This window comes from Algoriphagus sp. SE2 (assembly GCF_039563885.1).
In the GTDB taxonomy this organism is placed as follows: Bacteria; Bacteroidota; Bacteroidia; order Cytophagales; family Cyclobacteriaceae; genus Algoriphagus.
On the sequence record NZ_JBCLWJ010000022.1, the window covers coordinates 19,120 to 44,273 of the forward strand.

The 25,154-nt window shown below is 37.8% G+C and carries 24 protein-coding genes; 9 read left to right on the forward strand and 15 right to left on the reverse strand.

Annotated elements, in window-relative coordinates:
* Positions 1-22: 22 nt before the first annotated feature.
* Entirely contained in the window at positions 23-667 is a 645-nt protein-coding gene (locus AAGF08_RS18625) for an O-methyltransferase (protein WP_343512893.1), read from the reverse strand.
* Positions 668-669: 2 nt separating this feature from the next.
* Positions 670-1,899 carry a pitrilysin family protein gene (locus AAGF08_RS18630; protein WP_343512894.1) on the reverse strand — a complete coding sequence of 410 codons (1,230 nt, stop codon included), beginning with the start codon at positions 1,897-1,899 and terminating at the stop codon, positions 670-672.
* A gap of 119 nt (positions 1,900-2,018) precedes the next feature.
* Here AAGF08_RS18630 and AAGF08_RS18635 point away from each other — a divergent pair, with 119 nt between their 5' ends.
* Entirely contained in the window at positions 2,019-3,308 is a 1,290-nt protein-coding gene (locus AAGF08_RS18635; protein WP_343512895.1) for an aminopeptidase P family protein, read from the forward strand.
* 75 nt (positions 3,309-3,383) lie between these two features.
* Here the strand turns inward: AAGF08_RS18635 and tsf are convergent, their stop codons facing one another.
* From tsf to AAGF08_RS18675, 8 genes are all read right to left on the reverse strand, one after another.
* Positions 3,384-4,214 (reverse strand): translation elongation factor Ts, encoded by an 831-nt coding sequence (tsf, locus tag AAGF08_RS18640; protein ID WP_343512896.1) that lies wholly within the window; start codon positions 4,212-4,214, stop codon positions 3,384-3,386.
* Positions 4,215-4,394: 180 nt separating this feature from the next.
* A complete protein-coding gene (gene rpsB, locus AAGF08_RS18645; protein ID WP_343512897.1) occupies positions 4,395-5,156 on the reverse strand; it encodes a 30S ribosomal protein S2 in 762 nt (253 codons plus the stop codon).
* Positions 5,157-5,189: 33 nt separating this feature from the next.
* Positions 5,190-5,576: a 30S ribosomal protein S9 gene (gene rpsI, locus AAGF08_RS18650; protein WP_343512899.1), complete on the reverse strand. Its 387-nt coding sequence runs from the start codon at positions 5,574-5,576 to the stop codon at positions 5,190-5,192.
* Between the two features lie 11 nt (positions 5,577-5,587).
* On the reverse strand, positions 5,588-6,031 hold the full coding sequence (rplM, locus tag AAGF08_RS18655) for a 50S ribosomal protein L13 (RefSeq protein WP_184492502.1): 444 nt from the start codon (positions 6,029-6,031) through the stop codon (positions 5,588-5,590).
* Between the two features lie 180 nt (positions 6,032-6,211).
* A complete protein-coding gene (locus AAGF08_RS18660; RefSeq protein ID WP_343512902.1) occupies positions 6,212-6,922 on the reverse strand; it encodes a pseudouridine synthase in 711 nt (236 codons plus the stop codon).
* A 77-nt stretch (positions 6,923-6,999) separates the two neighbouring features.
* Complete coding sequence (locus tag AAGF08_RS18665) at positions 7,000-8,076, reverse strand: ATP-binding protein (protein ID WP_343512904.1); 1,077 nt, start codon at positions 8,074-8,076, stop codon at positions 7,000-7,002.
* A gap of 1 nt (position 8,077) precedes the next feature.
* Entirely contained in the window at positions 8,078-8,770 is a 693-nt protein-coding gene (locus tag AAGF08_RS18670) for a response regulator transcription factor (protein WP_343512905.1), read from the reverse strand.
* 151 nt (positions 8,771-8,921) lie between these two features.
* Positions 8,922-9,713 carry a DUF3108 domain-containing protein gene (locus AAGF08_RS18675; protein WP_343512906.1) on the reverse strand — a complete coding sequence of 264 codons (792 nt, stop codon included), beginning with the start codon at positions 9,711-9,713 and terminating at the stop codon, positions 8,922-8,924.
* A gap of 179 nt (positions 9,714-9,892) precedes the next feature.
* Between AAGF08_RS18675 and recA the strand changes: the two genes are divergently transcribed.
* Complete coding sequence (gene recA, locus AAGF08_RS18680) at positions 9,893-10,918, forward strand: recombinase RecA (RefSeq protein WP_343512907.1); 1,026 nt, start codon at positions 9,893-9,895, stop codon at positions 10,916-10,918.
* 91 nt (positions 10,919-11,009) lie between these two features.
* Here the strand turns inward: recA and AAGF08_RS18685 are convergent, their stop codons facing one another.
* Positions 11,010-12,257, reverse strand: a complete 1,248-nt coding sequence (locus AAGF08_RS18685; protein WP_343512908.1) for an ABC transporter permease — start codon at positions 12,255-12,257, stop codon at positions 11,010-11,012.
* Positions 12,258-12,384: 127 nt separating this feature from the next.
* Between AAGF08_RS18685 and queA the strand changes: the two genes are divergently transcribed.
* The 5 genes from queA to AAGF08_RS18710 all read left to right on the forward strand — a co-directional run bounded on the left by queA (position 12,385) and on the right by AAGF08_RS18710 (position 16,968).
* Entirely contained in the window at positions 12,385-13,434 is a 1,050-nt protein-coding gene (gene queA / locus AAGF08_RS18690) for a tRNA preQ1(34) S-adenosylmethionine ribosyltransferase-isomerase QueA (protein ID WP_343512909.1), read from the forward strand.
* A 110-nt stretch (positions 13,435-13,544) separates the two neighbouring features.
* Entirely contained in the window at positions 13,545-14,228 is a 684-nt protein-coding gene (locus tag AAGF08_RS18695) for a 2-C-methyl-D-erythritol 4-phosphate cytidylyltransferase (protein WP_343512910.1), read from the forward strand.
* 124 nt (positions 14,229-14,352) lie between these two features.
* Entirely contained in the window at positions 14,353-15,180 is an 828-nt protein-coding gene (locus tag AAGF08_RS18700) for a DUF5668 domain-containing protein (RefSeq protein WP_343512911.1), read from the forward strand.
* Positions 15,181-15,211: 31 nt separating this feature from the next.
* Positions 15,212-16,252, forward strand: coding sequence for a histidine kinase (locus AAGF08_RS18705; protein WP_343512912.1), 1,041 nt, complete (start codon positions 15,212-15,214; stop codon positions 16,250-16,252).
* The gene (locus AAGF08_RS18710) at positions 16,249-16,968 is read left to right on the forward strand and encodes a LytTR family transcriptional regulator DNA-binding domain-containing protein (protein ID WP_343512913.1); all 720 of its coding nucleotides are present in this window, start codon (positions 16,249-16,251) and stop codon (positions 16,966-16,968) included. The genes AAGF08_RS18705 and AAGF08_RS18710 overlap by 4 nt, the downstream gene beginning before the upstream one ends.
* Before the next feature lie 34 nt (positions 16,969-17,002).
* Here AAGF08_RS18710 and AAGF08_RS18715 read toward each other — a convergent pair whose 3' ends face one another.
* Both AAGF08_RS18715 and AAGF08_RS18720 read right to left on the reverse strand, forming a co-directional pair.
* The gene (locus AAGF08_RS18715; protein ID WP_008202749.1) at positions 17,003-17,224 is read right to left on the reverse strand and encodes a DUF2795 domain-containing protein; all 222 of its coding nucleotides are present in this window, start codon (positions 17,222-17,224) and stop codon (positions 17,003-17,005) included.
* A gap of 84 nt (positions 17,225-17,308) precedes the next feature.
* Positions 17,309-18,556 carry a DUF349 domain-containing protein gene (locus tag AAGF08_RS18720; RefSeq protein ID WP_343512915.1) on the reverse strand — a complete coding sequence of 416 codons (1,248 nt, stop codon included), beginning with the start codon at positions 18,554-18,556 and terminating at the stop codon, positions 17,309-17,311.
* A 131-nt stretch (positions 18,557-18,687) separates the two neighbouring features.
* Here AAGF08_RS18720 and ettA point away from each other — a divergent pair, with 131 nt between their 5' ends.
* The gene (gene ettA, locus AAGF08_RS18725; protein ID WP_343512916.1) at positions 18,688-20,367 is read left to right on the forward strand and encodes an energy-dependent translational throttle protein EttA; all 1,680 of its coding nucleotides are present in this window, start codon (positions 18,688-18,690) and stop codon (positions 20,365-20,367) included.
* Positions 20,368-20,623: 256 nt separating this feature from the next.
* Positions 20,624-20,872, forward strand: coding sequence for a hypothetical protein (locus AAGF08_RS18730; protein WP_343512917.1), 249 nt, complete (start codon positions 20,624-20,626; stop codon positions 20,870-20,872).
* A gap of 33 nt (positions 20,873-20,905) precedes the next feature.
* On the opposite strand, the gene AAGF08_RS18735 is transcribed toward AAGF08_RS18730, so the two are convergent.
* Entirely contained in the window at positions 20,906-22,132 is a 1,227-nt protein-coding gene (locus tag AAGF08_RS18735) for an MFS transporter (protein WP_343512919.1), read from the reverse strand.
* 121 nt (positions 22,133-22,253) lie between these two features.
* On the reverse strand, positions 22,254-25,013 hold the full coding sequence (locus AAGF08_RS18740; RefSeq protein WP_343512920.1) for a hypothetical protein: 2,760 nt from the start codon (positions 25,011-25,013) through the stop codon (positions 22,254-22,256).
* Between the last annotated feature and the right edge of the window lie 141 nt (positions 25,014-25,154).

Below are 25,154 nucleotides of genomic sequence, written 5' to 3' on the forward strand. Positions count from 1 at the left end.
AATGATTCCTTTTTTGATTATACTATAATTTTCTGGCTATCATTATTCCGTCACGTACTGGAAGTAGTACATTTTCTACCCTTGGATCATTATTTATTTTGGCATTAAAATCAATAATAGCCTTCGTGTCCTTATCAATTTTCTGGTCACTTTCTGATAAAACTTTACCTGACCAAAGTACATTATCTACCATCAAAACACTGCCAGTAGTCATTTTATCTATAAGCAAATCGAAATATTTCTCATTGTTGATTTTATCAGCATCAATAAATACCATATCAAAGGGGCCTTCTAATTCCGGAAGAATATCAAGTGCATTTCCTAAGCGATAATCGATTTGTTCCTGTAATCCACTCTCTTTAAAAAAACCTCTTACCATTGTTTCTAACTCATCATTGATATCAATGGTGATAAGTTTTCCGGATTTGCTCAAACCTCTCGCCATACATATCGCCGAATACCCAGTGTAGGTGCCAATTTCTAGAATCAACTTAGGGTTGATCATTTTAGTGAGAATCTCAAGCATTTTTCCTTGAAGTTGTCCAGAGAGCATCCTAGGTTTCAGAACTTTTAATTGAGTTTCTCTTGTGATTTTTTTAAGTAGAGGATCCTCATCTGAGGTGTGATTATCACAATACAGGGATAATTCAGAAGATATAAACTCCATGGTTATTGTGGCTTATATGTTAAAAAACTCATGTATTCAGGATTGAAAATATCATTGGCAATTTCCTGGAGTTCGTCGGCAGAAGTATTCCTGATTTGACCAAAGATGTTTTCTAAAGGGTCTACTTTTCCATGATCTATCAGGCTTTTGCCGTATACAAGCATCAAGCCAGCATAATTTTCTTCTGCCATGGCCATTTGACCAATCGCTTGTTCTTTTGCCATATGCAACTGTACAGTACCAAGTTTTTTCTGTTGAAGTTTAGCCATTTCTTTCATGACCAGATTTTTGGCTTTTTTCAGCGTTTTTTCTTCAGTTCCAAAGTAAACCCCAAAGAAGCCAGTATCAGAAAAGGTCGAATAGGTAGACTCGATATTATAAACATATCCATATTTTTCTCTCAGACTTAAATTCAACCTGCTGTTCATACTTGGTCCTCCAAGAATATTATTAAGTAGGAATAATTTGTACCTATTTGGATCATGTAAGGAATAGGCAGGTCTTCCCAAGGCGCAAAGGGACTGAGTAATATCTCTTTCTACAGTTTTTATTTTAGGCTGATAATTATGAAATCCATTCCTAATATAAAGACTTCTTTTTGCCTGGATACTGTTTAAAGGACCCTCTATTGCTTTTAGAACTTTTTTGAAATTTATATTTCCGACTACTGAAAAGACGAGTTGAAAAGTGTCAAGACGAGTTGAAATAAAATCTATAAAATCAAGATGTGAGAAATTTCCTACCGTTTCTTCGGTTCCAAGGATATTTCTGCCCAATGAATGATTTTCAAATACCAGTTCATCGAGTTCGTCCTGTATGGAATCTTCGGGAGAATCTCTGTACATAGCCATTTCTTCCAAAATGACCTGTCGCTCTTTTTCTATCTGTTTCTGGGGAAAGGTACTGTTGAATGTAATGTCGAAAAGTAAGTCAGCGGCTTTCGGGTAATGCTCTTTTAAAGTAGAAGCATAAAAGCAAACCTTCTCTTTCGTGGTATAAGCATTTAATTCTCCTCCTAAGGATTCAAGTCTATTCAGAATATGAAATGTTTTTCTTTTTTGTGTGCCCTTAAAAGCCATGTGCTCCCAAAAATGGGCTAAACCCTCTTGTTCCTTTGTTTCGTCCCGGCTTCCGATATTCAGAATGAAACCACAATGTACCAGTCTGGTATGTGTAACTTCCTGATGGACAATGCGGATGCCGTTGCTTAATTCTTTAATATTTAAATTCATGCTTGCTTACCCATTCGGTAAAATACAAAGAAAAGCATCAATTTGTTTCCTGCCTTGTTTTGCTCTCCTTTTGAAGCATATTTTAGTAACTTCGAATTAGAAAAAATCAAAATCGATTTATGAAATATCAACCCTTACCCCAGAGTTTATATATTAAAAATAGAGCAAAGTTTACAGCGAAACTTAAGGAGAATAGTGTAGCCATTTTCAATGCAAATGACATTATGCCTACCAACGCAGATGGTACTATGAAATTTCGCCAGAATAACGACTTATTTTATCTCTGCGGAATAGATCAAGAAGAAACCATTTTGTTATTGGCTCCTGATTGCCCCAATCCGGCTATGAAAGAAGTGTTGTTCCTTCGTGAAACAAGTGAGCTGATTGCAATTTGGGAAGGCCATAAGTATACAAAAGAGGAGGCGGAAGCTGCTTCTGGAATAAAGAATATTCAATGGCTTTCCAATTTTGATCAGGTCTTCAATTCTGTTATGGCTCTTTCTGAAAGGGTTTATCTGAACACTAATGAACATCTGAGAGCTGGGGTAGTGGTAGAAACCCGTGATTCCAGATTTATTAAATCTTGCAAAAATAGATTTCCACTTCACGAATACGAGCGCGCAGCCCCGATTATGCATGAGTTGCGAGGGGTAAAGGAGCAGGAGGAAATTAATCAGCTACAGATAGCCTGTGATATCACAAATAAGGGTTTCAGGAGGGTGCTGAAATTTGTAAAGCCTGGTGTGACTGAATATGAGATCGAGGCAGAATATTTACATGAGTTTGTGGGAAATAGGAGCAAGGGATTTGCTTATGAGCCAATCATTGCTTCAGGTAGTAGTGCCTGTGTTTTACACTATTTAGAAAATAACAAGGAATGTAAAGATGGGGAATTGATTTTGATGGATGTTGGAGCGGAATATGGGAATTACAATGCGGATATGACCCGCACTATTCCTGTCAGTGGGAGATTTACCGAGAGACAACGAGCTGTTTATGATGCTGTTTTACGGGTAAAAAATCAAGCTTCCAGCATGCTTATCCCAGGACAAAATATTCAGGATTACCATAAGGAGGTAGGATTGATCATGCAGAGTGAATTGATCGGATTAGGTTTGATCGATCAGACTGATATTAAGAACCAGGATCCTAAATGGCCAGCCTATAAAAAGTATTTCATGCATGGGACATCCCATCATATAGGTTTAGATGTGCATGATGTTGGGACCATGCATGGACCGATCAAACCAGGAATGGTATTTACTGTGGAGCCTGGGATTTATATTCCTGCTGAGGGAATGGGAATACGATTGGAAAATAATATTGTGGTTCAGGAAAATGGCTACTTGGATCTGATGGGAGATATTCCGATTGAAGCTGAGGAGATTGAGGAGTTGATGAATTCCTGATTAAGATTTGCATAAAAATAAAAATCCCCTCCAAAATCAATTGGAGGGGATTTTTTATGTTTGAATAAGGATAAATTATCCGATAGAGATTCTTTTGAAAGCAGAAACTGTCAATCCTTTGCTTACCGAGTCAAGGTATTGAGCGATAGTTTTACTGTTATCCTTTACGAAGGTTTGGCTCAACAGGGTATTCTCTTTGTAGAACTTGTTCAATTTTCCCATTGCAATTTTCTCAAGCATTGCTTCTGGTTTACCTTCTGCTTTTGCCTGCTCCATTCCAACTGCAATTTCTCTTTCTACAACAGAAGAGTCTACTCCGTCTTTGTCAACAGCAACTGGATTCATCGCTGCAATTTGCATTGCTACATCTTTACCAGCTTCTTCCACATTAGCACCAGAAGTGTTTACCAAACCTACCAAAACACCTAATTTACCATTAGAGTGAATGTAAGGAACAACAGTTTCAGCGCTTACTACTTCGTAATTTGAGATTTCAATTTTTTCACCGATTTTACCAGTCATCTCAACGATTTTCTCAGCAACAGTGATGTTTTCGAATGGCAATGCTTGAATTTCTTCAACTGTAGAAGCTTCAGCTGCAACAGCCATATCAAGAAGTGTATTAGCGAAAGCTACATATTCATCGTTTTTAGCAACAAAGTCAGTTTCACAAGTCAAAGAAAGCAAAGTTCCTTTTGATCCATCTGCAGAAACGTTTGTTACAACTACTCCTTCTTTAGTCTCACGATCAGCTCTAGAAGCGGATACCTTTTGACCTTTTTTTCTAAGAATGTCCACAGCTTTTTCAAAATCACCTTCAGCTTCAGTCAAAGCTTTTTTGCAATCCATCATACCGGCACCGGTCATTTGTCTTAGTTTGTTTACTTCTTGTGCAGTAATTGCCATCGTATTATCGGTTTAAATATTAAACGGGATATTATAATATTTGCCTTTGGAAAATAGTTATCTCAAAGGTTTTAAAATTTTATTAGCTAGAAGAAAATGTTTCTTATAGTCTTTTAAACAAAAAATTGAACATAGGGCGAAACCTCATGTTCAATTTTTTTATTTCAAATCAAGTGTGGATTATTCTTTAGTTTCGGCGTCCACAGCTTTCTTAGCTTCTTCCTCTTCAGAAAGTTTAGCCTCTTCTTTGTCTTTCTTTCTTTCAGATAGACCTTCTTCGATAGCTGCTCCAAACGCCTTAACTAGTAAGGATACGGATTTGAATGCATCGTCATTAGCAGGGATAGGGAAATCAACCTCATTTGGGTTTGAGTTCGTATCAACTAATGCGAAAACAGGGATACCAAGCTTTTTTGCTTCAGCAATTGCGATGTGTTCTCTTTTGATATCAACAATGAAAAGAGCTGCAGGAAGTCTACTCAAATCAGAGATACCACCTAAAACATCTTCCATCTTGTCTTTTTGACGAGAAACCATCAGACGTTCTTTCTTAGCTAAGTTCATATAAGCTTCTTCCTTCATCAATTTGTCCAATCCGGACATCTTTTTCAAGGACTTTCTGATTGTAGCGAAGTTGGTCAACATACCACCTAACCATCTCTCGGTTACATAAGGCATGTTTAGACGCTGAGCTTCCGCTGCAACTAGATCTTTAGCTTGTTTCTTAGTAGCTACGAACATCACTTTTTTGCCTGAGCGTACTACCTGCTTGATTGCGTTAGATGCTTCGTCGAGGCAAGCAAGCGTTTTATTCAAATCGATAATGTGGATACCATTTTTCTCCATGAAAATGTATGGAGCCATTCTTGGATCCCACTTTCTCGTCAAGTGTCCGAAGTGAACACCAGCATCTAGTAAGTCTTTATATTCTAATTTGGCCATAAATATGTTTTTATAAAGTGAAGAAGTTCCTGATTAACGTTTAGAGAACTGGAATTTTCTTCTTGCTTTTCTACGTCCTGGCTTCTTACGTTCAACCATTCTAGGGTCACGCGTAAGGAAACCTTCTTTTTTCAATGCTGCTCTATGCTCTCCGTCAAATTCACACAAAGCTCTAGAAATGGCCATACGAGCTGCTTCCGCTTGCCCTTTGATACCACCACCGTCTACATTTATTTTAATATCATAATTCCCCTCTACGCCAACAAGAGCCAAAGGCTGCTTCACAACGATCTGATGTAGGTCGAATGGGAAGTAAACTTCTAATGACTGATTGTTTACGGAGATTTCACCATTTCCCGGAGCCATGTAAATTCTGGCTACAGAGGTCTTTCTTCTACCGATTGTGTTGATCATTTCCATGATTTAGACGATTATAGGGTGATAGTTTTAGGCTGCTGTGCTTCGTGTGGATGCTCGGATCCATTATACACGTACAAGTTGCCATATAATTTTCTTCCCAATCTATTCTTAGGTAGCATGCCTCTAACGGCTTTCTCTACTAAAATAGATGCAGATTTGTCTTTCAACAATTTTGGGGTAGAAATACGCTGTCCGCCTGGGTATCCAGTGTGTCTCACATAAACTTTGGAGTTCCACTTATCACCAGTTAAACGAACTTTGTCTGCGTTGATCACGATGACATTGTCACCACAATCTACGTGAGGAGTAAAGCTTGGCTTTGTCTTACCTCTTAAGATTTTTGCGACCTCACTCGCCAATCTACCCAAAACTGCAGCTTGGGCATCCACTACGACCCATTGCTTTTCTACAGTCGCGGCATTGGCTGATATGGTCTTATAGCTCAAAGTATCCACTGTGTAACTGTTTAATTTTTAGCTTGTTAAATTTATTTCACCCTCAAAAAGGGACACAAAGATAGAAGTATTTTATTTTTCATGCAAAATATTTCCATTACTAAGTCCTAATTTTCATTGGCTTAGCCCAAAATCCCTCTCAGGAGATTGATTTTGGATGCTTTTTATCAATAAAATTTTTTAGGCGGTTTTTTCCAGCTGTTTTACCAGTACCTGAAAATCTTTTGGGTATGGAGCTTCGATTTTAAGCTTCTTCCTGTCCAGTCCCTCAAATTCTATTGAAAAGGCATGTAGAGAAACCCGCTGCATGATGGGCAACTCTTCCGTGTCCTTCTTAAGATTGAAGCGGCGCTTGAGTGAAGAAAGTAATAAAGGTTTGCCTCCATATAGCGTGTCTCCACAGATGGGGGACTTCAGGTAAGCTAAATGTACCCTGATCTGATGCAATCTGCCTGTTACAGGTCTGCATTCGACTAAAGTATGCGCATAGTATGTTTTCAACGTGTTGAAATAGGTCTGCGCTGACTTACCCTCTTTACTGACTTTGGCAACTCCTTTTCTAGTAGCGATCAGGTTTCGGTCTACCAGCTCATTGCTGAATTCCTTAATCCCTTCCACCACTGCATGATAGACTTTGTCTACTTTTCTACTTTCAAACTGCATGGCCAAATGCCTGTAGGCCACTGGATTCTTGGCAATCACTAGACATCCTGAAGTTTCCTTATCCAATCTGTGGCACAGTTGTGAATCGGGGGTGTGTGCCTTGGCTAAGTCTAAGATGTTCTGCGCTTCATGCCTATCGTCTAAGCTTGATAGGTAAGGCGGTTTGTTGATTACCAGGTAATCCTCGTTTTCAAACAGAATAAGATTTTCAAAATCTACTTTCTTCATGGATTCTCCTGCCTCTTCAAAGAGGGTGCAAAAGTAGGAAAAAATTATCCGGTAAAAAATTAAGGTCAGATTAATCTTTAACTAGTTACAGTCTTTTGTTTTTCTGATGAGACATCCGACTTGATCAGTGGCAGCGAAAAACTAAAAATTGACCCCTTGCCCACCGTCGAGCTGACAGATATCTTGCTTTTGTGCCCTTCCAGAATATGCTTCACGATCGCTAATCCCAATCCGGTACCGCCTTCTTTTTTGTTCCTGCTCTTCTCAACTCGGTAAAATCGTTCGAAAATCCGCTTCAGATCCTCCGGTGGAATTCCTTGTCCATCATCCTTGATGTCAACCTGAATGCTATTCTTACTGGTCCTTAAAGTTACTTTTACTTCCCCTTCGTTATTGTTGTACTTGACGGCATTAAAAATCAGATTTTGACAGACTCGGTAGATTTTCTGCCGATCTGCAGAAGTGATGTAGTTTTTGCCTTCCTCAAAATCAAAAATTATTTCTACATCCCTTTTGGATGCTTTGTGCTCCAGTTGGTCAATAACTTCGATAATCAGGTCTTTTAAATCAAACTGTGTGAAAGTGAATTTGATCACACCACTTTCCATTTGGTTTAATGTCAATAGATCCTGAACAAGCACATCCAAGGAGTCGAGACTTTTTGCGGCACGTTTCAAGAACTTCATCCGAACCTGCTTGTCATCAATTGCTCCATCTAACAAGGTGTGGATATACCCTTGTGTAGCAAAAATTGGAGTCTTTAACTCATGCGAGATGTCTGCAATAAACTCTCTTCTAAATTCAGCATTTTTTTGCAATGCTTCGATTTCTTTCTGCTTGGTCAAAGCATAGGAATTTATTACTTTATTAATCCTTCTTAATGGAGAAATAGAAGATTTAGATGATTTATCGCTGATTTCGGAAAAGTCTTTCTTCTGGATTTTTTCTAAAAGGGAATAAACATTTCCAATCTCTCTGAAAACCAAAAATTCCAACGTGATATTGGTTAGAAGGAAAGCTACTGAAAAGGAAATACCTCCTGCTACTAATAAAATAGTGGAATTGGTAGACTCTAATAATGATAAAAAAGCAGCTACCATTGCGCTGATAGCCAATGCTAAAATAAAAGCAATACTTCGGGAATTTGTAAGCATCTTAGCCTAAATCGAACTTGTACCCTACTCCTTTAACAGTAGTGATGTAGTCGTCTCCAATTTTTTCTCTGACTTTTCTGATATGTACATCCACTGTTCTGGCAAGTACAAAAACATCAGCTCCCCAAATATTTTGGAGAAGCTCATCTCTACTAAAAACCATATTAGGGTTTTTAGCGAGGAAATACAATAATTCAAATTCCTTCTTTGGTAGGGTGATTGTTTTTCCAGCTTTATCGATCGTATAGCTGCCCCTATCGATAATAAGATCTTTAATTTTTATCTGGATTTGTTCCTGCTCCTTTTTGGATTCCCTTCTAAACAATGCGGCAATTCTACTCATCAATGCTCGAGGTTTGATCGGTTTGGTTATGTAATCGTCCGCACCTACGTCAAAAGCAGCAACTTCAGAGTATTCCTCCATTCTGGCAGTTAGAAAAATTATAAATGCATTTTTGAGTTCAGGAATCTGTCTTATTTGTAGACAGGTCTCCACGCCGTCTTGGCCAGGCATCATGATATCTAATAGAATTACATCTGGAAAAAACTTGGAAGCTACTTTTACTGCTTTCAAACCATCTTCTGCGGTAGCCACTTCATAGCCTTCTTTTTGAAGGTTATATTTTAGAATCTCGACGATGTCCGGTTCATCGTCAACCACGAGAACTTTGATTTTTTTTTGCTTTTCACTCATACTGGCATTTCTTAAAAATTTGCTTAAAAATAAGGAATATTTGAAGACAGGTACCAAATAAAAAGTAGGATTTGATTCTGACTATCAGGAATCCCTAATAATTATTCTGTTTGAATTCACTGAGATTAACAAATGGTTATCTCATTCTTAATTAATTGTTGCGTAAGCCCTTTGCATTGATTATGTCAAAATTCAATGACCCTAAAAATAAGCTTGCCTTTATTTTTACTGGGATTTTATTCTGATCGCGAGTTACCCATACTTTTACAGGATAATCCCCTCGGAATAATTTGTTTTTTGGGATTTGTGGTGAGAATATATAGGTATCCTTTTCTCCAATCTCAGTTTCCAGAAGCTCAGTGCCTTCGTATATTAACTTTATGTTATATATCTCTTTATCAAAGAAACCCCGGATTAAAACGGTTTCGCCAACCTTCAATTTTTCAAGATCCAAAGTTCTCAAATAATAAAACCCACTTACGATATCCTGAACCTTACCCGGCAGATCATATTCTTTTACACTTTTTAGAGTTCGATTATCTTTTTCGAAAACTTCAACCAGTGCTTTATTATTTTTCTGATCAAAAGAAACTTTTTCATGCTTCCTATACCTGCCTTCTTCAATATGTTGGTAAAATACAGAAGGGTTGATGGTGCTTGTATCCAAATAGGTTCCCCAGTTATCATTCACTTTCCCAAAAATTGTGGCAGCCCCTTTTGTTTTTCCATACACATCAATTTTATAATGAGGTCTATTATTCTGGGTGTGAGTACGACGATTTATTTCAAGCTTTGCATCAGCCAGATTTAACCAACCATAACTTACTTCGAAGTTTAATTCCTCTCCAAAAGTGAATGCATCATTCGTAGAATTCTCTTGGGAAAATGCATTAGAATTCCATAGGAACAGCAAAATGTAAAAAAGTACAGAAAGTCTTCTCATAAATTTTATTGACAATACCTGACGAAAATTAAATTTTTTAAAAGGTATTACGAAAAAAAGAGTCGTTTGGTGAATAAAATTACGAATTTGGCCTTCGAAAACAATGGCTAATTCTCCTTTGGTAATAGCATGTTGATTAGTTAATTTCACCTACTAAAGATTCTTTTAAACGAAAACTCATGAGTAATAACGCAGAAAAACTTAAAGCCCTTCAACTTACGATAGATAAATTGGAGAAAACTTATGGAAAAGGGACCGTAATGAAGCTTAGCGACAATAAGGTGTTAGACGTTCCCGCTATTTCCACTGGTTCTCTTGGGCTCGATATGGCACTTGGTGTGGGAGGTATTCCGCGTGGCCGGGTGATTGAAATTTACGGTCCGGAATCCTCTGGTAAAACCACATTAACGATGCACTGTATTGCTGAAGCCCAAAAGGCTGGAGGTTTGGCTGCGTTTATAGATGCTGAACACGCATTCGACAAAACCTATGCCGAAAAATTAGGGATTGATACTGAAAACCTGTTGATTTCACAACCAGATAATGGTGAGCAAGCGCTTGAAATTGCGGAACATCTAATTCGTTCAGGAGCCATTGATATTTTGGTTATTGACTCTGTGGCAGCTTTAGTTCCAAAGGGTGAGCTAGAGGGTGATATGGGTGATTCAAAAATGGGATTGCAGGCCAGACTCATGTCTCAGGCACTTAGAAAGCTTACGGGCGCTATCAATAAGACGGGATGTGCTTGTATTTTCATCAACCAGTTAAGAGAGAAAATAGGTGTGATGTTTGGAAATCCAGAGACCACCACTGGCGGTAATGCGCTGAAATTTTATGCCTCTGTCCGATTGGATATCAGAAGAATTGGTCAGATTAAAGAGAGTGCAGATAATATTTTAGGAAATCGGACCCGAGTTAAAGTCGTAAAAAATAAAGTTGCTCCACCTTTCAAGGTCGTAGAGTTTGATATCATGTATGGTCAGGGAATTTCTAAGGTGGGTGAAATTATTGACCTGGGCGTAGAGTTTGAAATTATTAAGAAAGCTGGTTCTTGGTTTTCTTATAATGGGGAAAAACTGGGACAAGGAAGAGATTCTGTGAAGAATTTATTATTGGATAATCCTGAATTGATGGAAGAGCTAGAAGTCAAAATAAAAGCTGCCGCTGGTTTGGGAGACGCCCCTCAAAAGGAGCTAAAAGAATAATAACTTTTTCTTATTCGGACGATCGATCTATCGATATAAGTAATTAAAATACCCCCAATAAGTTAGATATTTAATGGGGGTATTTTTCTTTTTAGGCAGTTCTGATGGCTTCAACAGGATCCAGTCTTGCAGCTAAAGTGGCAGGGACTATTCCTGAAACTACACCAATAATAGAAGAGACCCCAAGTCCAAGAACAATATTTTTAAAAGATAGAATAAGTTCTAAGCTACCTAATTGAATAAAGCTCAATCCAAAAACTATCAATATTCCAGTAATTCCACCTATTAAGCTTAAAAAGATAGCTTCGAATAAAAATTGAAAAAGGATAAAGTAATTTTTTGCACCTAATGATTTTTGAATCCCGATGATATTGGTTCGTTCTCTAACCGACACAAACATGATGTTAGCAATACCAAAACCACCCACCAAGATAGAAAACCCTCCGATTACCCATCCAGCAATAGAAATCACATCGAAAATAGATCCAATAGCATTTTGAATAAACTCTGTTTTATTTAAAGCGAAATTATCTTCTTCCGTAGGTTTTAGGCCTCTTTTCGCCCGCAATAAGCCAGTAAGTTCGTTTTCCAATTCAACAAGACCGATGTCCTCTTCTTTGCCTTTTGCGGCGATAGTTGGCTCTACTCCATTCCTTCCCGTGTAGAACATTTTACTAAATGCTCCATAAGGGATGATACAGGCCTCATCCTTTGATGGGGCATCAAATAAGCCTTCGCCCTCCTCTTCAAATACTCCAATCACAGTGAACTTAAGTCCTTTTATTTTAATCTCTTTTCCCAAAATTGGAAGGTTTGGGTAAAGTGTATTTGCTATTTTTCTTCCCACAATAGCCAGATTTCGGGAAGCATTAACTTCTGACTCCAGAAAATACCTGCCCTCTTCTAATGGTAATTCATATACATCCTGATATGTGTATTCTATGCCAGTCAGCTGCATGCCTTGATATGCATTACTCCCTGCTTTTACTGTAGTTCCAGCTGAGGCTGAAATCGTAACTGCCTGGGCTGAATTAAGTCTTTCTTCTAGAAACCTATATTCAGCCAGAGTTCCTGGAGGTCTTCTGAAATATTTCCACCAAGGGTAATCCTGAGGTCCGCTTGCAAATGGAAAGCGGTCAACGCGCATCACATTTGTACCAAGAAAGGAAAAGGAAGATTTTATATTATTCTCCAAGGAATCTACCAAAGTAAATACTGCTATGATAGCAAAAATCCCTATAGTTACTCCTAAGAGAGAAAGGATAGTTCTGGTTATATTAGATTTTAAAGCAGAGAAAGCAAACCTAAAACTCTCCCAAGTTAATTGGAAAAAGAGCATACTTTATTATAGTTGGTTAAAACAATTTGTTAAGATAGCTGAAATTGGGCATTATTGTTATTATCTTTGCATTTTTTAGAGTTAATCTAAATCAAACAAATCAAGCTTAGACATCTAAAGTTTTCCTATGAAATTATCAGATTTCAAATTTGACGTTCCAAAAAAACTAGTTTCTCTTTATCCAACTGAAAACCGCGATGAATCCCGTCTTATGGTATTGCACCGAGATACTGGAAAAATCGAACACAGAGTTTTCAAAGATATTATTGAATACTTTGGTGAAGGGGATGTTTTTGTTACAAATGATACAAAAGTATTCCCTGCTAGACTCTACGGAAACAAAGAGAAAACGGGTGCGGAAATCGAAGTTTTCTTACTTAGAGAACTTAATCCTGAATTGAGACTTTGGGATGTTCTAGTAGATCCTGCACGTAAGATCAGGGTGGGTAATAAACTTTATTTTGGCAATTCTGACCTTGTTGCAGAAGTAATTGATAATACTACTTCAAGAGGAAGAACTATCCGATTCTTATTTGATGGGACCGAAGAAGAGTTCCATAAGACTATAGATTCCTTGGGTGAAACCCCATTATTAAAAGAGTTTATTGAAAGAAAAGTAGAAGCTGAAGACAGAGAAAGGTATCAAACTGTTTTTGCAAAGAATGTAGGTGCTGTTGCAGCGCCAACTGCCGGACTTCACTTTACTCCCCATTTGTTAAAGCGTTTAGAACTGCAAGGTGTTGAGGTGACTCCTATTACGCTTCACGTTGGTCTTGGCACATTCCGTCAAGTGGATGTGGAAGATTTGACAAAGCACAAGATGGACTCTGAGAATTATAGTATTCCGGAAGGAACCGTAGACTTGGTTAACAAGGCATTGGATAATAAAAAGCGTGTTGTTGCGGTGGGAACTACTTCCCTAAAAACAGTCGAATCTTCTGTTACAGCCAATGGAAGATTGAAGGCAAGCGCAGGTTGGACAGATAAATTTATTATTCCTCCTTACGAATTCAAGATTGCTAATGCTTTGATTACTAATTTCCATTTACCTGAGTCGACTTTATTAATGACGACAGCAGCTTTTGGAGGATATGATTTGGTAATGAAGGCTTATAAAGAAGCTATCAAGGAAAAATATCGCTTCTTCTCTTATGGAGATGCCATGTTAATCCTCTAATATTTAAAGCTCCCATAATCGGGAGCTTTTTTTATTCCTTTACAGTTTGATAATTTACAGGATAGATTTTCTAATCATGTAATGGATATTTTTATCGCAAAATTCTCAAAATGAATAAAGCAGTGGTTATTGTTGCCGGAGGTAAGGGAACGCGAATGGGTAGTCCTATTTCCAAACAGTATTTACCTATTGGAGGCAAACCAATTTTGATGCACACCCTATCAATTTTTCATGAAGTAGACCCTTCGATGAAATTGATCTTGGTTATTCCAGAATCGGATTTTAAATATTGGAAAGAGCTTTGTACCCAATTTAAATTTAAAATCCCACATGATTTGGTTCCAGGAGGGAATTCCCGATTTCAGTCTGTAAGAAATGGCCTGAACACCATAAACTGGGAAGAGGGATTGGTAGCAATCCATGACGGAGTAAGACCATTTGTGAGCAGAGAGGTGATCTTAAACTCATTTTCAGAAGCTGAGAAATCAGGAAGTGCTATCGCTGTTGTAGCTTTAAAGGACTCTATTCGCAAACTTTCAGATGATGGAAACTCAAGATATGAGGAACGACAATATTTTAGATTGGTTCAAACACCCCAAACTTTTCAACTTGCAAGAATTAGAAAAGCTTTTCAAGTAACAGAATTACAGCAATTTACTGATGATGCTACAGTTTATGAGCACCAAGGTTGGCAGGTTTCTTTAATTGCAGGGAACCCCGAAAACATTAAGATCACTACACCAGAGGATATGGATTATGGTGAATTTCTTCTATCCAAAAAGAAAAAGAATTAGGGCTTACATTTTCACCGACCTTTTTGGGGCGCTTACCGACTTTTTGGTTCAGTTGACCTATTAGTCATTTCAGAGAGAGTATGTATAATCTACATTTGATCATACATTTTAAACAAATACTCTCATGAAAAGATATTCTTCACCTAGAAATGATGGCGGCATAGTCTTTGGATTTGTAATATTACTGATAGGGGTTCTTTTGCTTCTAAGAAAAGTAGGCATCTTTATTCCTTCCTTTGTATTTACCTGGCCAATGATTCTAATTGCGATTGGTTTATTTACACTAATCAAGCACGAGTTTAAAAGTTTGTTTGGGGCCTTTCTATTGGCCTTAGGATCTTATTTCCTTTTGACGAATGAGTTCGGTTTGGATTTTGGATTGGATAGATATATTCTACCTGTAGCATTGATTGTATTGGGTGTTTATTTGATCACAAAAAAGAAAAAGGAGCAGGATCTGATTCGGGACATTCAAGCGAATTGGCAGGTAAACAAAAAGAAAAATCCAGACGGAACCTATGCCGAGGAAGTGAAAAGTGATTCTTCTTCATCTGATAGTTCTTTTGCCTCAGGGTCAAAATCAAATTTAGGAAATATGTCAGGATCCTCTTTTTCCGATACGCTGAATATTGATGCGATTTTAAGTGGAGTAAATAAAAGAATCATGAGTAAAAATCTAAAAGGAGGTAAATTAACTGCAGCCTTTGGAGGAATCGATCTGGATTTGACGCAAGCAGATATACAAGGATCTGTTACGATTCAAGTGGATGTGATTTTTGGAGGGATGAAGCTTATTGTTCCACCTCATTGGGATATCAGAACAGAAGTAAGCAATATCGCAGCAGGTATTGAAGATAAACGAACCTACAGAGAAACGGCAATTGATCCGGATAAAGTTTTGATTTTGAAGGGAACGGTCCTATTTGGAGGCTTGGAAATCAGATCATTTTAACGAGATTCAAATCAGATAAAACCAGAAACCATTGATTTTTAAAGCATTTAATAAACCTCAATTAATAAAGTATATCATCTCAGGAACTGCGATTTCGTGGTTTCTGGGATGCTTTTTTATTCTTAAAGGTTATGGGGTGGAGGTTGAGATCGCCTGGCCTGATGCTTTGGCTTTTACCGGATTATTCCTGAGCGGAATTTTTGTGTTGGAATTAATATTTGGCTTTTATATACCAAAAGGTACCAACAGTTGGCTACTAATAATTATTCCCCTCTTTCTAAGTTTTGTAGGGGCAGCCATGCATGGTTTTATTCTCAAGTGGTTATTTGTAGAAGAAACCAACTATTTAGATCTGTTGAAAAATAGTTTTTTCCTTCGATGGGCATTTCTAGCGATTCCTGAAATTTTGATTTCTGTGATGGCTTTGGTTGTATCAAAATTGGAGCTTCAAGAAGAGACACAAAAAAGGGAAGCAAGTATAAATGAGCTATCAAGGGAAGTTGAACTAAATTCTATCAGACAGCAATTACAACCGCATTTTTTGTTTAATAGCTTAAATTCAATCAGTGCTTTGGTAGTTTCTCAGCCCCAGAAAGCAAGGGAAATGGTTTTGCAACTCTCAGACTTCCTAAGAGGGACTATTCGAAAGGATCATAAAGTTTGGGTTAGCTTAAAGGAGGAATTGAACTATTTAAAAATGTACCTGGATATTGAGCGGGTTCGCTTTGGCCATAGGCTTCACGTGCAGATCAACTCGGATGAATCCTCCATGGATATGATGCTCCCACAGCTGATTATTCAGCCTTTGTTAGAAAACGCTATTAAGCATGGTCTTTATGGGCTTATCGGTGAAGTAGATATTATAGTTTCTACTTTTAAGGAACAAAATTATTTGGTTATCCAAATTGAGAACCCATTTGATGAAGAAAGTTCTCCTTCTTCAGGCGTCGGCTTTGGTTTAAGTTCTGTAAATAGAAGACTTGAATTGCTTTTTGGGAGATCTGATTTATTGATTACATGTTCAAAAGAAGGAAGATTTATGGTAACTCTTAAAATTCCACAATTGAAATGATCCAAACACTAATCATAGATGATGAGCCATTAGCGGCTTCTATTGTAGCAGAGTATTTAAAAGAATTTCCCCAATTTGAACTATTGGAAATTTGCCAGGATGGCCTCCAAGGAATAAAGGCGATTCAGAAGTATAAGCCTGATTTAATATTTCTAGATGTTCAAATGCCTAAAATCACAGGGTTTGAAATGCTGGAATTATTGGATGAAGCTCCTTCAGTAATATTCACAACAGCATTTGACGAGTATGCATTAAAGGCATTTGATTCCAAGGCAATTGATTATTTATTAAAACCCTTTTCAAAAGATAGATTTAATCAGGCGATCGAGCGGTTTTTAAATCAATCATCGGTGGAAGATCAAAGCAACATTAATCACCTTGCTGAAAAAAGCAATCGTTTAGTTGTACGGGTGAAAAATGAAATAAAGATCATTTCCATTAAGGATGTGACTTACTTTGAAGCAGAAGATGATTACATAGCCATTCATACCAAGAATGGTAAATTCCTCAAGAAAATGACAATGAAATCTCTCGAGGAGGCTTTAGACCCTTCTAAATTCGCACGAGTCCATAGATCATACTTGGTCAATTTAAATGAAGTGACGCAAATAGAACCTTATGAAAGGGAAAATTTCCTTGTCAAACTTAGAAATGGGGAGCAAGTACCCGTAAGCAAATCAGGATATTCCCGACTCAGGCAAGTGCTTGGATTATGAAAAGTATAAAGCCCCGAATCTTGGGGCTCTATTTTTAGTATTCGTCCTCGTTGAAGAAGAAGTCATCTTTGGTCGGATAATCCGGCCAAATTTCCTCAATTGTTTCATAAGGTTCGCCATCATCTTCTAATTCCTGGAGATTCTCAACCACTTCTAGTGGTGCGCCAGATCTGATGCCGTAATCAATTAATTCATCCTTAGTTGCAGGCCAAGGAGCATCTTCTAAATAAGAGGCAAGTTCAAGTGTCCAGTACATAGTGTTTATTTTATTAATAGGTGTTCCGGATATTAATAGGGTTGCAAAATTATCTTTTTTTTCAGATATGTAATCAAGTACTCATTAATTAAAAGAAAGTTGTCTCAAAATATAATTTTTTACATCAACTTTTCTTTTTAAGCCAGAAAGTTTTTTTCTCATCATTATCTCGAAATCCTGCGTCTGAACGCGAAAATTTTCAGAATTGTTTTGAACAGTTTCCAGTTCAGTTTGGTCCCTGCGCAGTAAATCTTTAATTAAAGCTATTTTTATTTGTTTTTGCTCCTCTGCAGGCTTTTCATCAAAGTCAGCATATTTTCCATGAACCAATTTTTCCAAGAAAGCTTTTTCAAAAACGATGTCCATGAAGAATTGATAGGATCTAGCAGTAAGATTTACCTCTTTTGGCTTCCTCATGGGAAGTTTTTTCCATTCTTCTTGAATTTTCTTCGCCCGATTAATCAATTCATAAGTAGTTGGCTGACCGGATAGTTTCTTGATTTCTTCTGTCAATTGCTCTACTTTCCGAATGATTTCTCTGGGGTGCATGCTTGGCCCAGGATTCAATGTTCTCTTATACCTGGAGAAGATTCGGTTATTCAGCCTAGAGAACTCATCCCAGAGCGGTTGACGTTTTTCCGCAGGAACTTTACCAGATGACTTCCATTCCTTTTGAATCTTTTTGCTGATCTCAAATGCGACTTTTGCATCTGGAAAGTCATGTGCCTCACGAGCTTGTACAACCAAAGCTTCGTAAACTTTGATATTCTCTTCAGCCTGTAAAGCTAAGCCTTCGTAATAATGTCTTCTGTTTTCGAAAAAATGTTGAACGGCATCATTGAATTTTTTTTCAATTTCTTCCTCAAATTCCTTTTCAACAGGACCCGTCTTTATCCAACGTAATTTCAAGTCCTTAAAAGCCTCCGTGGTTTCTCTCCAATCTGTGTCATCCTTTAGTTCCTCAGCTTCGAGGATCAAGGCTTTTTTGACTTCTAAGTTTTTAGAACGGTTAGCTTGAATTATTTCATTCAAGAATTCTTCTTCCTTGTTAAGGTCTTCAATCAAAGGAACGAAATCACCTAATGCATCCGCTTGCATCAGTGAATCTCTCAAATGAATCAACTTCATTAGAAAAGATCCCTTATTCTGATTCTCCTGAATATCTGATTTTAATTTTTCGACCTTTTCTTTTAATTGCTCGAATCGAGCTTCAAAATAATTTAAAGTTGACGCCTCATCTTCCTTTACCTCACCAATGATCCTGTCGTCTTGACCTAAAAATCCCTTTAAATAAACTTTATTATCCTTTATATATCCGTACGGATGCTCCATTGCTCTACATTAGGTTAGGTGGTCGTTTTCAATTTTTGGCAAATTAATTAATTCAAAAGCACTTATCCTAAGAAAGGGGTTTTTTTGCCATCTTTACCAATTAAGTGAAATTGTAACGTAAAAATTACCATATGAGTGCAGAAAAAATAATCTTTTCGATGGCGGGAGTGTCAAAAATCTATCCACCACAGAAAAAAGTACTAAAAGATATTTACCTATCATTTTTTTATGGAGCTAAAATCGGGGTCTTAGGTCTCAACGGTTCTGGTAAATCTTCCTTGCTGAAAATTATCGCTGGAGTTGACAAAGAGTTTCTTGGAGAAGTAGTTTGGTCTCCAGGGTATTCTGTTGGAATGCTTGAGCAGGAGCCGCAGCTGGATCCATCCAAAACGGTGAAAGAAGTGGTAGAAGAAGCTGTTTCAGAAACGGTGGCCTTGCTAAAGGAATTCGAAGCTATCAACGAGAAATTTATGGATCCGGCTTTAATGGAAGACCCTGATGCAATGAATGACTTGATCGAGAAGCAAGGAGAGGTACAGGAGAAGCTTGATGCTGCGAATGCATGGGAGCTTGATGTCATGCTTGACAAAGCCATGGATGCGCTTAGACTTCCCCCTAGTGATGCCAGTGTGGCGAATTTATCTGGTGGCGAAAAGAGAAGAGTAGCACTCTGTCGTCTCCTTTTACAGGAACCTGATGTATTGCTCCTCGATGAACCTACTAACCACTTGGATGCTGAATCAGTCCATTGGCTGGAGCAGCATTTACAGAATTATAAAGGAACAGTAATCGCAGTAACACACGATAGATACTTCTTAGATAATGTGGCAGGATGGATTTTGGAATTGGATCGGGGGGAAGGGATTCCTTGGAAAGGGAATTATTCTTCTTGGCTGGATCAGAAACAAAACCGATTGAAGCAGGAAGAGAAAACTGAATCCAAGCGTCAGAAAACTTTGGAACGTGAGTTGGAGTGGATCAGAATGACTCCGAAAGCACGTCAAGCCAAAGGAAAAGCTCGTTTGAGCGCTTATGATAAATTAGTCGGAGAGGAGTCCAAGGAAAGAGAAGCAAAATTGGAATTGTTTATTCCACCCGGACCTAGATTGGGAGCCAAGGTCATTGAAGTAAATGGCGTTTCTAAGGCTTATGGAGATAAATTATTATTTGAAAATTTGAGTTTTGCACTGCCTCAGGGAGGAATAGTCGGAGTAATTGGACCCAATGGTGCCGGTAAGTCTACGCTTTTCAAATTGATCACAGGTCAAGAGAATCCAGATTCCGGTCATTTCGAAGTGGGGGAGACTGTTCAACTTGCCTATGTAGATCAAGGACATGATATTCTAGACCCAAATAAGTCAGTTTACGAAACAATTTCTGAAGGAAATGAATTGATGAAGCTTGGCAACAAAGAAGTGAATTCGCGAGCTTATGTTTCCAAATTCAACTTCGGTGGAGGAGATCAGGAAAAGAAAGTGGGCGTACTTTCAGGTGGAGAAAGAAACAGGGTTCACCTGGCATTGACGCTCAAAGAAGGCGGTAACTTATTGCTACTCGATGAGCCAACCAATGATTTGGATGTAAATACACTACGTGCATTGGAAGAAGCATTGGAAAACTTCGGAGGTTGTGCGGTTGTTATTTCCCACGACAGATGGTTTCTAGATAGAATCTGCACGCATATTCTTGCTTTTGAAGGAGATTCTCAGGTAGTGTGGTTTGAAGGAAACTTCTCCGATTACGAAGAGAACAAAAAGAAAAGACTGGGAGATGTGACCCCGAAGCGAATTCGGTATAAGAATTTGAAGTGAAATCTGAAGGCTGAAAGCTAAAGTAAAAAAGATGAAAACCTCTGAAGGTGTAAAGACTTCAGAGGTTTTTTGCTTTTTAATAAGAAAGAAAAATGATAATTGATAGGATTAGTCGAAAGGGTTGGATAACAAGTAAATTCCTTCTTGATTCTAGCTATTTTTTCCTTATTCAATCCATAGTCACATTTTTATTTTGGATTCACTACAATAAGAAATCTTTTTTGGCCATTTTTACCCACTAGATTATTAGGCTGTCATGAGAAAATGTCTTCCATTTGTATTCTTTGTTTTTATGGGCTGTAGCCTCTTTGAGGATACCAAGCTTGTGGATATTCAAAAACTTGAAGGTCCTTGCATAATCACCCTGAAGGATGGTTCTACTATAGAAACTACCGGTGGTATTGAAGTTACAAAAAGGTATGAAGGCATCACCTACCGTGATGAAGATGGAAAAATCTGGTCCTTATTTAAGGAAGAATATGAATCGTATTCCTGTGGTAATTAGATAAAAAAAGCAGCCCGAAGGCTGCTTTAATTTTTAGTGAGCTAAGGCTGTTGCAGGTTTAGAACCTTTTTGCCAGAAGTAGAAAATCGTAAACAATACAATTAATATAGCAGGGAATAGCATGATGTTTTGAAGTGTTGCCTGACCTGCTGCTAATTCTAATGCTTCGCCGCTAAGTCCTTCTGCTGCTTTTTCAGCTAGGGATCCATCAATCCATGATCCAATTACGGGTTGCCATATAGCAGTAGAAAACATACCTATACCTCCAATAATTGACATTCCTAAAGCACCGCTTAAAGGAACTCTTTGAGCTACTGCGCCTACCATTACGGGCCAGAAATAACCTACTCCCAAAGCAAATATAACTGCTGCAGCATAAGCCAAGGGTCCAGTGACTGTACTGAATAAATAAATCCCCAAAGTAGCTAGTACGGCACCTGCAAGTAATACTCCTGTTTGTCCTAATTTACTTACTACCGGACCTGCAAAGAATCGCGCAACAGCCATTACACCTGTGGTCAAGGCTAGAATCAACATTGGACTAGCGCCACTCGCTCCCATGATTAAGCCTACCCATTGCTGTGGTCCAAACTCTGAAATTGCAGTTAGGGACATGGCTATGAACAAGAAGATAAATACGGGAGAAAACATTGCTTTCAGATTCTGAGTAATAGACATTGCATCATCTTCATGTGGTTTTGGAAATGTCTTACCAAAGAAAAGTACCGCATAGATAATAGTAGGCACCATCAGCACCCACATTTGCATCTGCCAGCTGAAGCCAAAATCTGTCATAAACTTTGAAATGAGACTTCCTAGTACGATCCCACCAGGGAACCACATATGAAATCTATTAAGCATTTTATTCATTTTGACACCGGTATACATATCTGCAATCATCGGATTACAAGCAGCTTCTGTACATCCATTTCCAAATCCAATAAATAATGTGGATAACAATAATGTGGTGTATCCACCTGCAAAAATTGTAAGAATAATCCCCAATGTATGCATTACGAATGCTATCCTCATGATATTTGCAGGTCCTACAACATGGTAGAATAATCCTCCAAGAATCATTGAAATAGGGAATCCAAGGAACCACATAGAGTTAATAAACCCCAACTGTTCTGCATTTAGGCCAAATTGGTCTCCTAACTGGGGTAAAATTCCTGCCCTAATCGCAAATGTAAAGGCAGTTGTGATTAGTGCGAAACAGCTTGCGTTGAAGAGTGCACTTTTGTTGATGGCTTGAGTCATAAGCTAGGTTTTTTGGTTATAGGGTCATTAATTAAAACATTTTACACGGTTGAAAATAGGAAAAATATCGGATTTGGCCTTTTCCGATTAAATAATATTTCAAGGATTAAAAAATGAAATCTTATTCTATTACCAAAAGTGAGCCGGTTACTTTTTCTTCAAAACCGTACTCATCGTTTCTTAACAAAATTACAACTACATAAGTCCCACTTGGTATGGTGCCGCCCTCCACATTTCCATCCCATAATAGGATGGGGGATTCGATAGCTATTTCGGTTGCAATATCATGGTGTATCAAAGATCCTTGGCGATTTAATATAAATAATTCGGCCTCTGAAACGCCTTCACTCAGAATGACGCGGAAGTCCTTTGCAGGATCACCTAGTACCATTGCATTGGGATAGATAACATTAAAATTACATGCATCATAGGTGCTGAATTCAGCAGAAAATTCACAGCCATCTTCTGTTGTAACTATTAATTGATAATCTCCGACATCTTCAGGCTTATAGGTAGGATTTGAAGAAACTAATTGATCCTCAAAGTACCATTTATATTCTGCAAACTCCCCAGGGTTTATTGGAGCGATAGTATTGTTTTTGATAGAGCAAAAAGCATAAGAATCCTCTATCGCTGGAGGTGTGGTAAACATACTTTCCTCCACCTCTATTAAATTTCTACCTATCTCACATCCAAGTTTATTAAACACGACTGCCTCATAGGTACCCTCTTGTTCCGCTTGAATTTCAAATAAATCGTCGAATTGCGTCAGATTAAGCCTGTTGTTATCAGAATCATAGAAGATCCATTCTGTGTGGTTGACTTCCTCTTCATTTGTCAGTAATGTAACAGTGGCTTCGTAGGGTACAGGACATATTTTGGTTGCTTCTAATTCCACCTCAACATTCAAAACAGGTCGGGTGATATCGAAGAAGATTTTTTCTACAGGGCAATACCCACTACCTAAAGGTTGCACTAAAAGAGAATGGGTTCCATATTCAGAATGATAAAACATAGGGCCCCTTCCTACAATTTCACCTGCTGGATTTTGCCAGCGAATACTTGCTTGATCAGAGGGAATCCCTTGAATTTTAGCTTCGTAAATTTTATTGCCAAAGCAATCCTCTTCTATTAATTCGACTTCAAATGAAAGGGACTCTGATAGCGATGTTGTAAATTTTTGCACTTTGGGGCAAGCATCAAGGTTTGGATCATTGGAAACTCCTAATAATTCATATTCTCCAGCTTCTGTCAGGGAAAAGCCATTTTCGGAGTTTGATTGCTCCTCATGTCCATCTGGAAATGTCAGCGTAAAAATCAAATCCTGGTCAGTTTCTGGTATTAAGTCGAAAGTTTCACAAATATTGATGGTCTCAGGAATTGAGAATTTTACTTGTTCGGCTTTCCCTATTACAACAGATTTAAATGGATATGTACAACCTCCTATTATTAATTCAACAAGATATGCCCCATCTGATAAACTGATTTCTTTGCTAGATTCGTTTTGAAATAATCCTGATTTAACTATTCCAGAGCGTTTAGAAAGAACTCTATACTCACCAGTCACTGAAGTTGGGAAGTTTATTGAAAGGTTGCCTGGCTCTATCCCTCTAGGGTTACAGGTTTCCGGAGTTTCCTCATATTTAACTTCAAGGATCGTGGACGGATTTTCCGGTAAGCCGGCCATTTCTATTAATTTGGTGACTTGACAACCGTTTTGATAAGCACTTACGGTGTAGATCTTAGGAATTATATTTGAAAAAGGAAGCGTTTGTCCTACTGAAATATTTGTTTCAGTGATACCTAATTCAGGGATAAACAAGGAGTCAAGGTCTGATTGAGCAGTAATTTGAAATCCGCCGGATGGATCAGAACAATCCTGAGGTTGACTGGTAATTACCAAGTTGAATTTTGGAGGTTCTTTAACAAAGAAAAACTGCTTTCTCTCTGAACTACAATCAGGAAATTCAGGGTCAATAGCGCGAAATGATACTTCAAAATATCCGAGCCCATTAATATATTCTGGTGTTATTACTTTTTCATAACCTGAACCAAGACTTGTTTTTTCGGTTTCATTATCTTTTCTAATAAACCATTCCCCAGAAAGAGGAGTGTCTAAAGAGTAAACGATGTTCTCACCTTCGCAAATTTCTTCAGAGCTCTGAATAATTTTGAAATCTAAAGAAGGCCCAACAAAGGTGGAAGCTGTAATCAAACAATCTTGTCCACCTTCAGAATTCAATAAAAAGATTTCAACTTTGTAATAGCCTTCAAAATAGGCTTGAATTGTATTTCCAGTAGCTAGCTCATTTCCCAGAACATCTTTCCATATGATTGAGTATTCTTCAACATTTGCCGTAGAAGCATTGATCGCTGTTAGTTCAACAGGGTTTCCGCTACAAAGTAAGTAATCTGGTAAAAGGACTAATTCTGGACCTTTCTTAACATTTACCTCCATGGTCTCTTCATAGAAGTCACTGTCATTATTCCTTCTTACATTCACCTTTACTTTATAAATCCCAATCTCATTGAATGAAACTTTAATTGTTTCATATTGAGTACCACCTCCTGATTGGTTGAAGATTTCATCCCCATTTTGATTGGTGACTACCCAAGAGTACACGTCAGTTGCAGGGTCTCCTCCAGCGCTGTAAGTCCCAATCACTCCTCCAAAAATGATACATAAGTATTCCGAACCTGTAAGTTCTAACGCCGCAAACTCATTTTTTTCAAAATTGGGTTGATCGGATTCATTAAAACTGAAGGCGTAATTAGAAGTAGAACCAGTGACTAAACTGATCCATATCAACATTATTCCAATCTTCCAGAGTGGAAAATGGTTTTGTGCTTGCAAAATCTCTTCTTTTTTGGATGCGTGCAAATTTACCTATTTGTACCGGATAAACTTTAATGTTTATAAAGTTCATTTTTAGTAGTTCAAAGTTTATTCCAGATTTATTTAAACACACCAATTAATTTCTGAAATATTTACTCCAAACTCGTTCAGGACAAAAATTAGAAA

Bases quoted from the DNA above. Each gene is read 5' to 3' on its own strand.
- AAGF08_RS18685 (WP_343512908.1), bottom strand. From the start codon at position 12,257: ATGCTCTTTTTCCAATTAACTTGGGAGAGTTTTAGGTTTGCTTTCTCT.
- AAGF08_RS18670 (WP_343512905.1), bottom strand. From the start codon at position 8,770: ATGAGTGAAAAGCAAAAAAAAATCAAAGTTCTCGTGGTTGACGATGAA.
- queA (WP_343512909.1), top strand. From the start codon at position 12,385: ATGAAATTATCAGATTTCAAATTTGACGTTCCAAAAAAACTAGTTTCT.
- AAGF08_RS18660 (WP_343512902.1), bottom strand. From the start codon at position 6,922: ATGAAGAAAGTAGATTTTGAAAATCTTATTCTGTTTGAAAACGAGGAT.
- AAGF08_RS18730 (WP_343512917.1), top strand. From the start codon at position 20,624: ATGAGAAAATGTCTTCCATTTGTATTCTTTGTTTTTATGGGCTGTAGC.
- tsf (WP_343512896.1), bottom strand. From the start codon at position 4,214: ATGGCAATTACTGCACAAGAAGTAAACAAACTAAGACAAATGACCGGT.
- rpsB (WP_343512897.1), bottom strand. From the start codon at position 5,156: ATGGCCAAATTAGAATATAAAGACTTACTAGATGCTGGTGTTCACTTC.
- AAGF08_RS18630 (WP_343512894.1), bottom strand. From the start codon at position 1,899: ATGAATTTAAATATTAAAGAATTAAGCAACGGCATCCGCATTGTCCAT.
- recA (WP_343512907.1), top strand. From the start codon at position 9,893: ATGAGTAATAACGCAGAAAAACTTAAAGCCCTTCAACTTACGATAGAT.
- AAGF08_RS18700 (WP_343512911.1), top strand. From the start codon at position 14,353: ATGAAAAGATATTCTTCACCTAGAAATGATGGCGGCATAGTCTTTGGA.
- AAGF08_RS18665 (WP_343512904.1), bottom strand. From the start codon at position 8,076: ATGCTTACAAATTCCCGAAGTATTGCTTTTATTTTAGCATTGGCTATC.
- AAGF08_RS18720 (WP_343512915.1), bottom strand. From the start codon at position 18,556: ATGGAGCATCCGTACGGATATATAAAGGATAATAAAGTTTATTTAAAG.
- AAGF08_RS18710 (WP_343512913.1), top strand. From the start codon at position 16,249: ATGATCCAAACACTAATCATAGATGATGAGCCATTAGCGGCTTCTATT.
- ettA (WP_343512916.1), top strand. From the start codon at position 18,688: ATGAGTGCAGAAAAAATAATCTTTTCGATGGCGGGAGTGTCAAAAATC.
- AAGF08_RS18735 (WP_343512919.1), bottom strand. From the start codon at position 22,132: ATGACTCAAGCCATCAACAAAAGTGCACTCTTCAACGCAAGCTGTTTC.
- AAGF08_RS18625 (WP_343512893.1), bottom strand. From the start codon at position 667: ATGGAGTTTATATCTTCTGAATTATCCCTGTATTGTGATAATCACACC.
- AAGF08_RS18635 (WP_343512895.1), top strand. From the start codon at position 2,019: ATGAAATATCAACCCTTACCCCAGAGTTTATATATTAAAAATAGAGCA.
- AAGF08_RS18675 (WP_343512906.1), bottom strand. From the start codon at position 9,713: ATGAGAAGACTTTCTGTACTTTTTTACATTTTGCTGTTCCTATGGAAT.
- rpsI (WP_343512899.1), bottom strand. From the start codon at position 5,576: ATGGAAATGATCAACACAATCGGTAGAAGAAAGACCTCTGTAGCCAGA.
- AAGF08_RS18695 (WP_343512910.1), top strand. From the start codon at position 13,545: ATGAATAAAGCAGTGGTTATTGTTGCCGGAGGTAAGGGAACGCGAATG.
- AAGF08_RS18715 (WP_008202749.1), bottom strand. From the start codon at position 17,224: ATGTACTGGACACTTGAACTTGCCTCTTATTTAGAAGATGCTCCTTGG.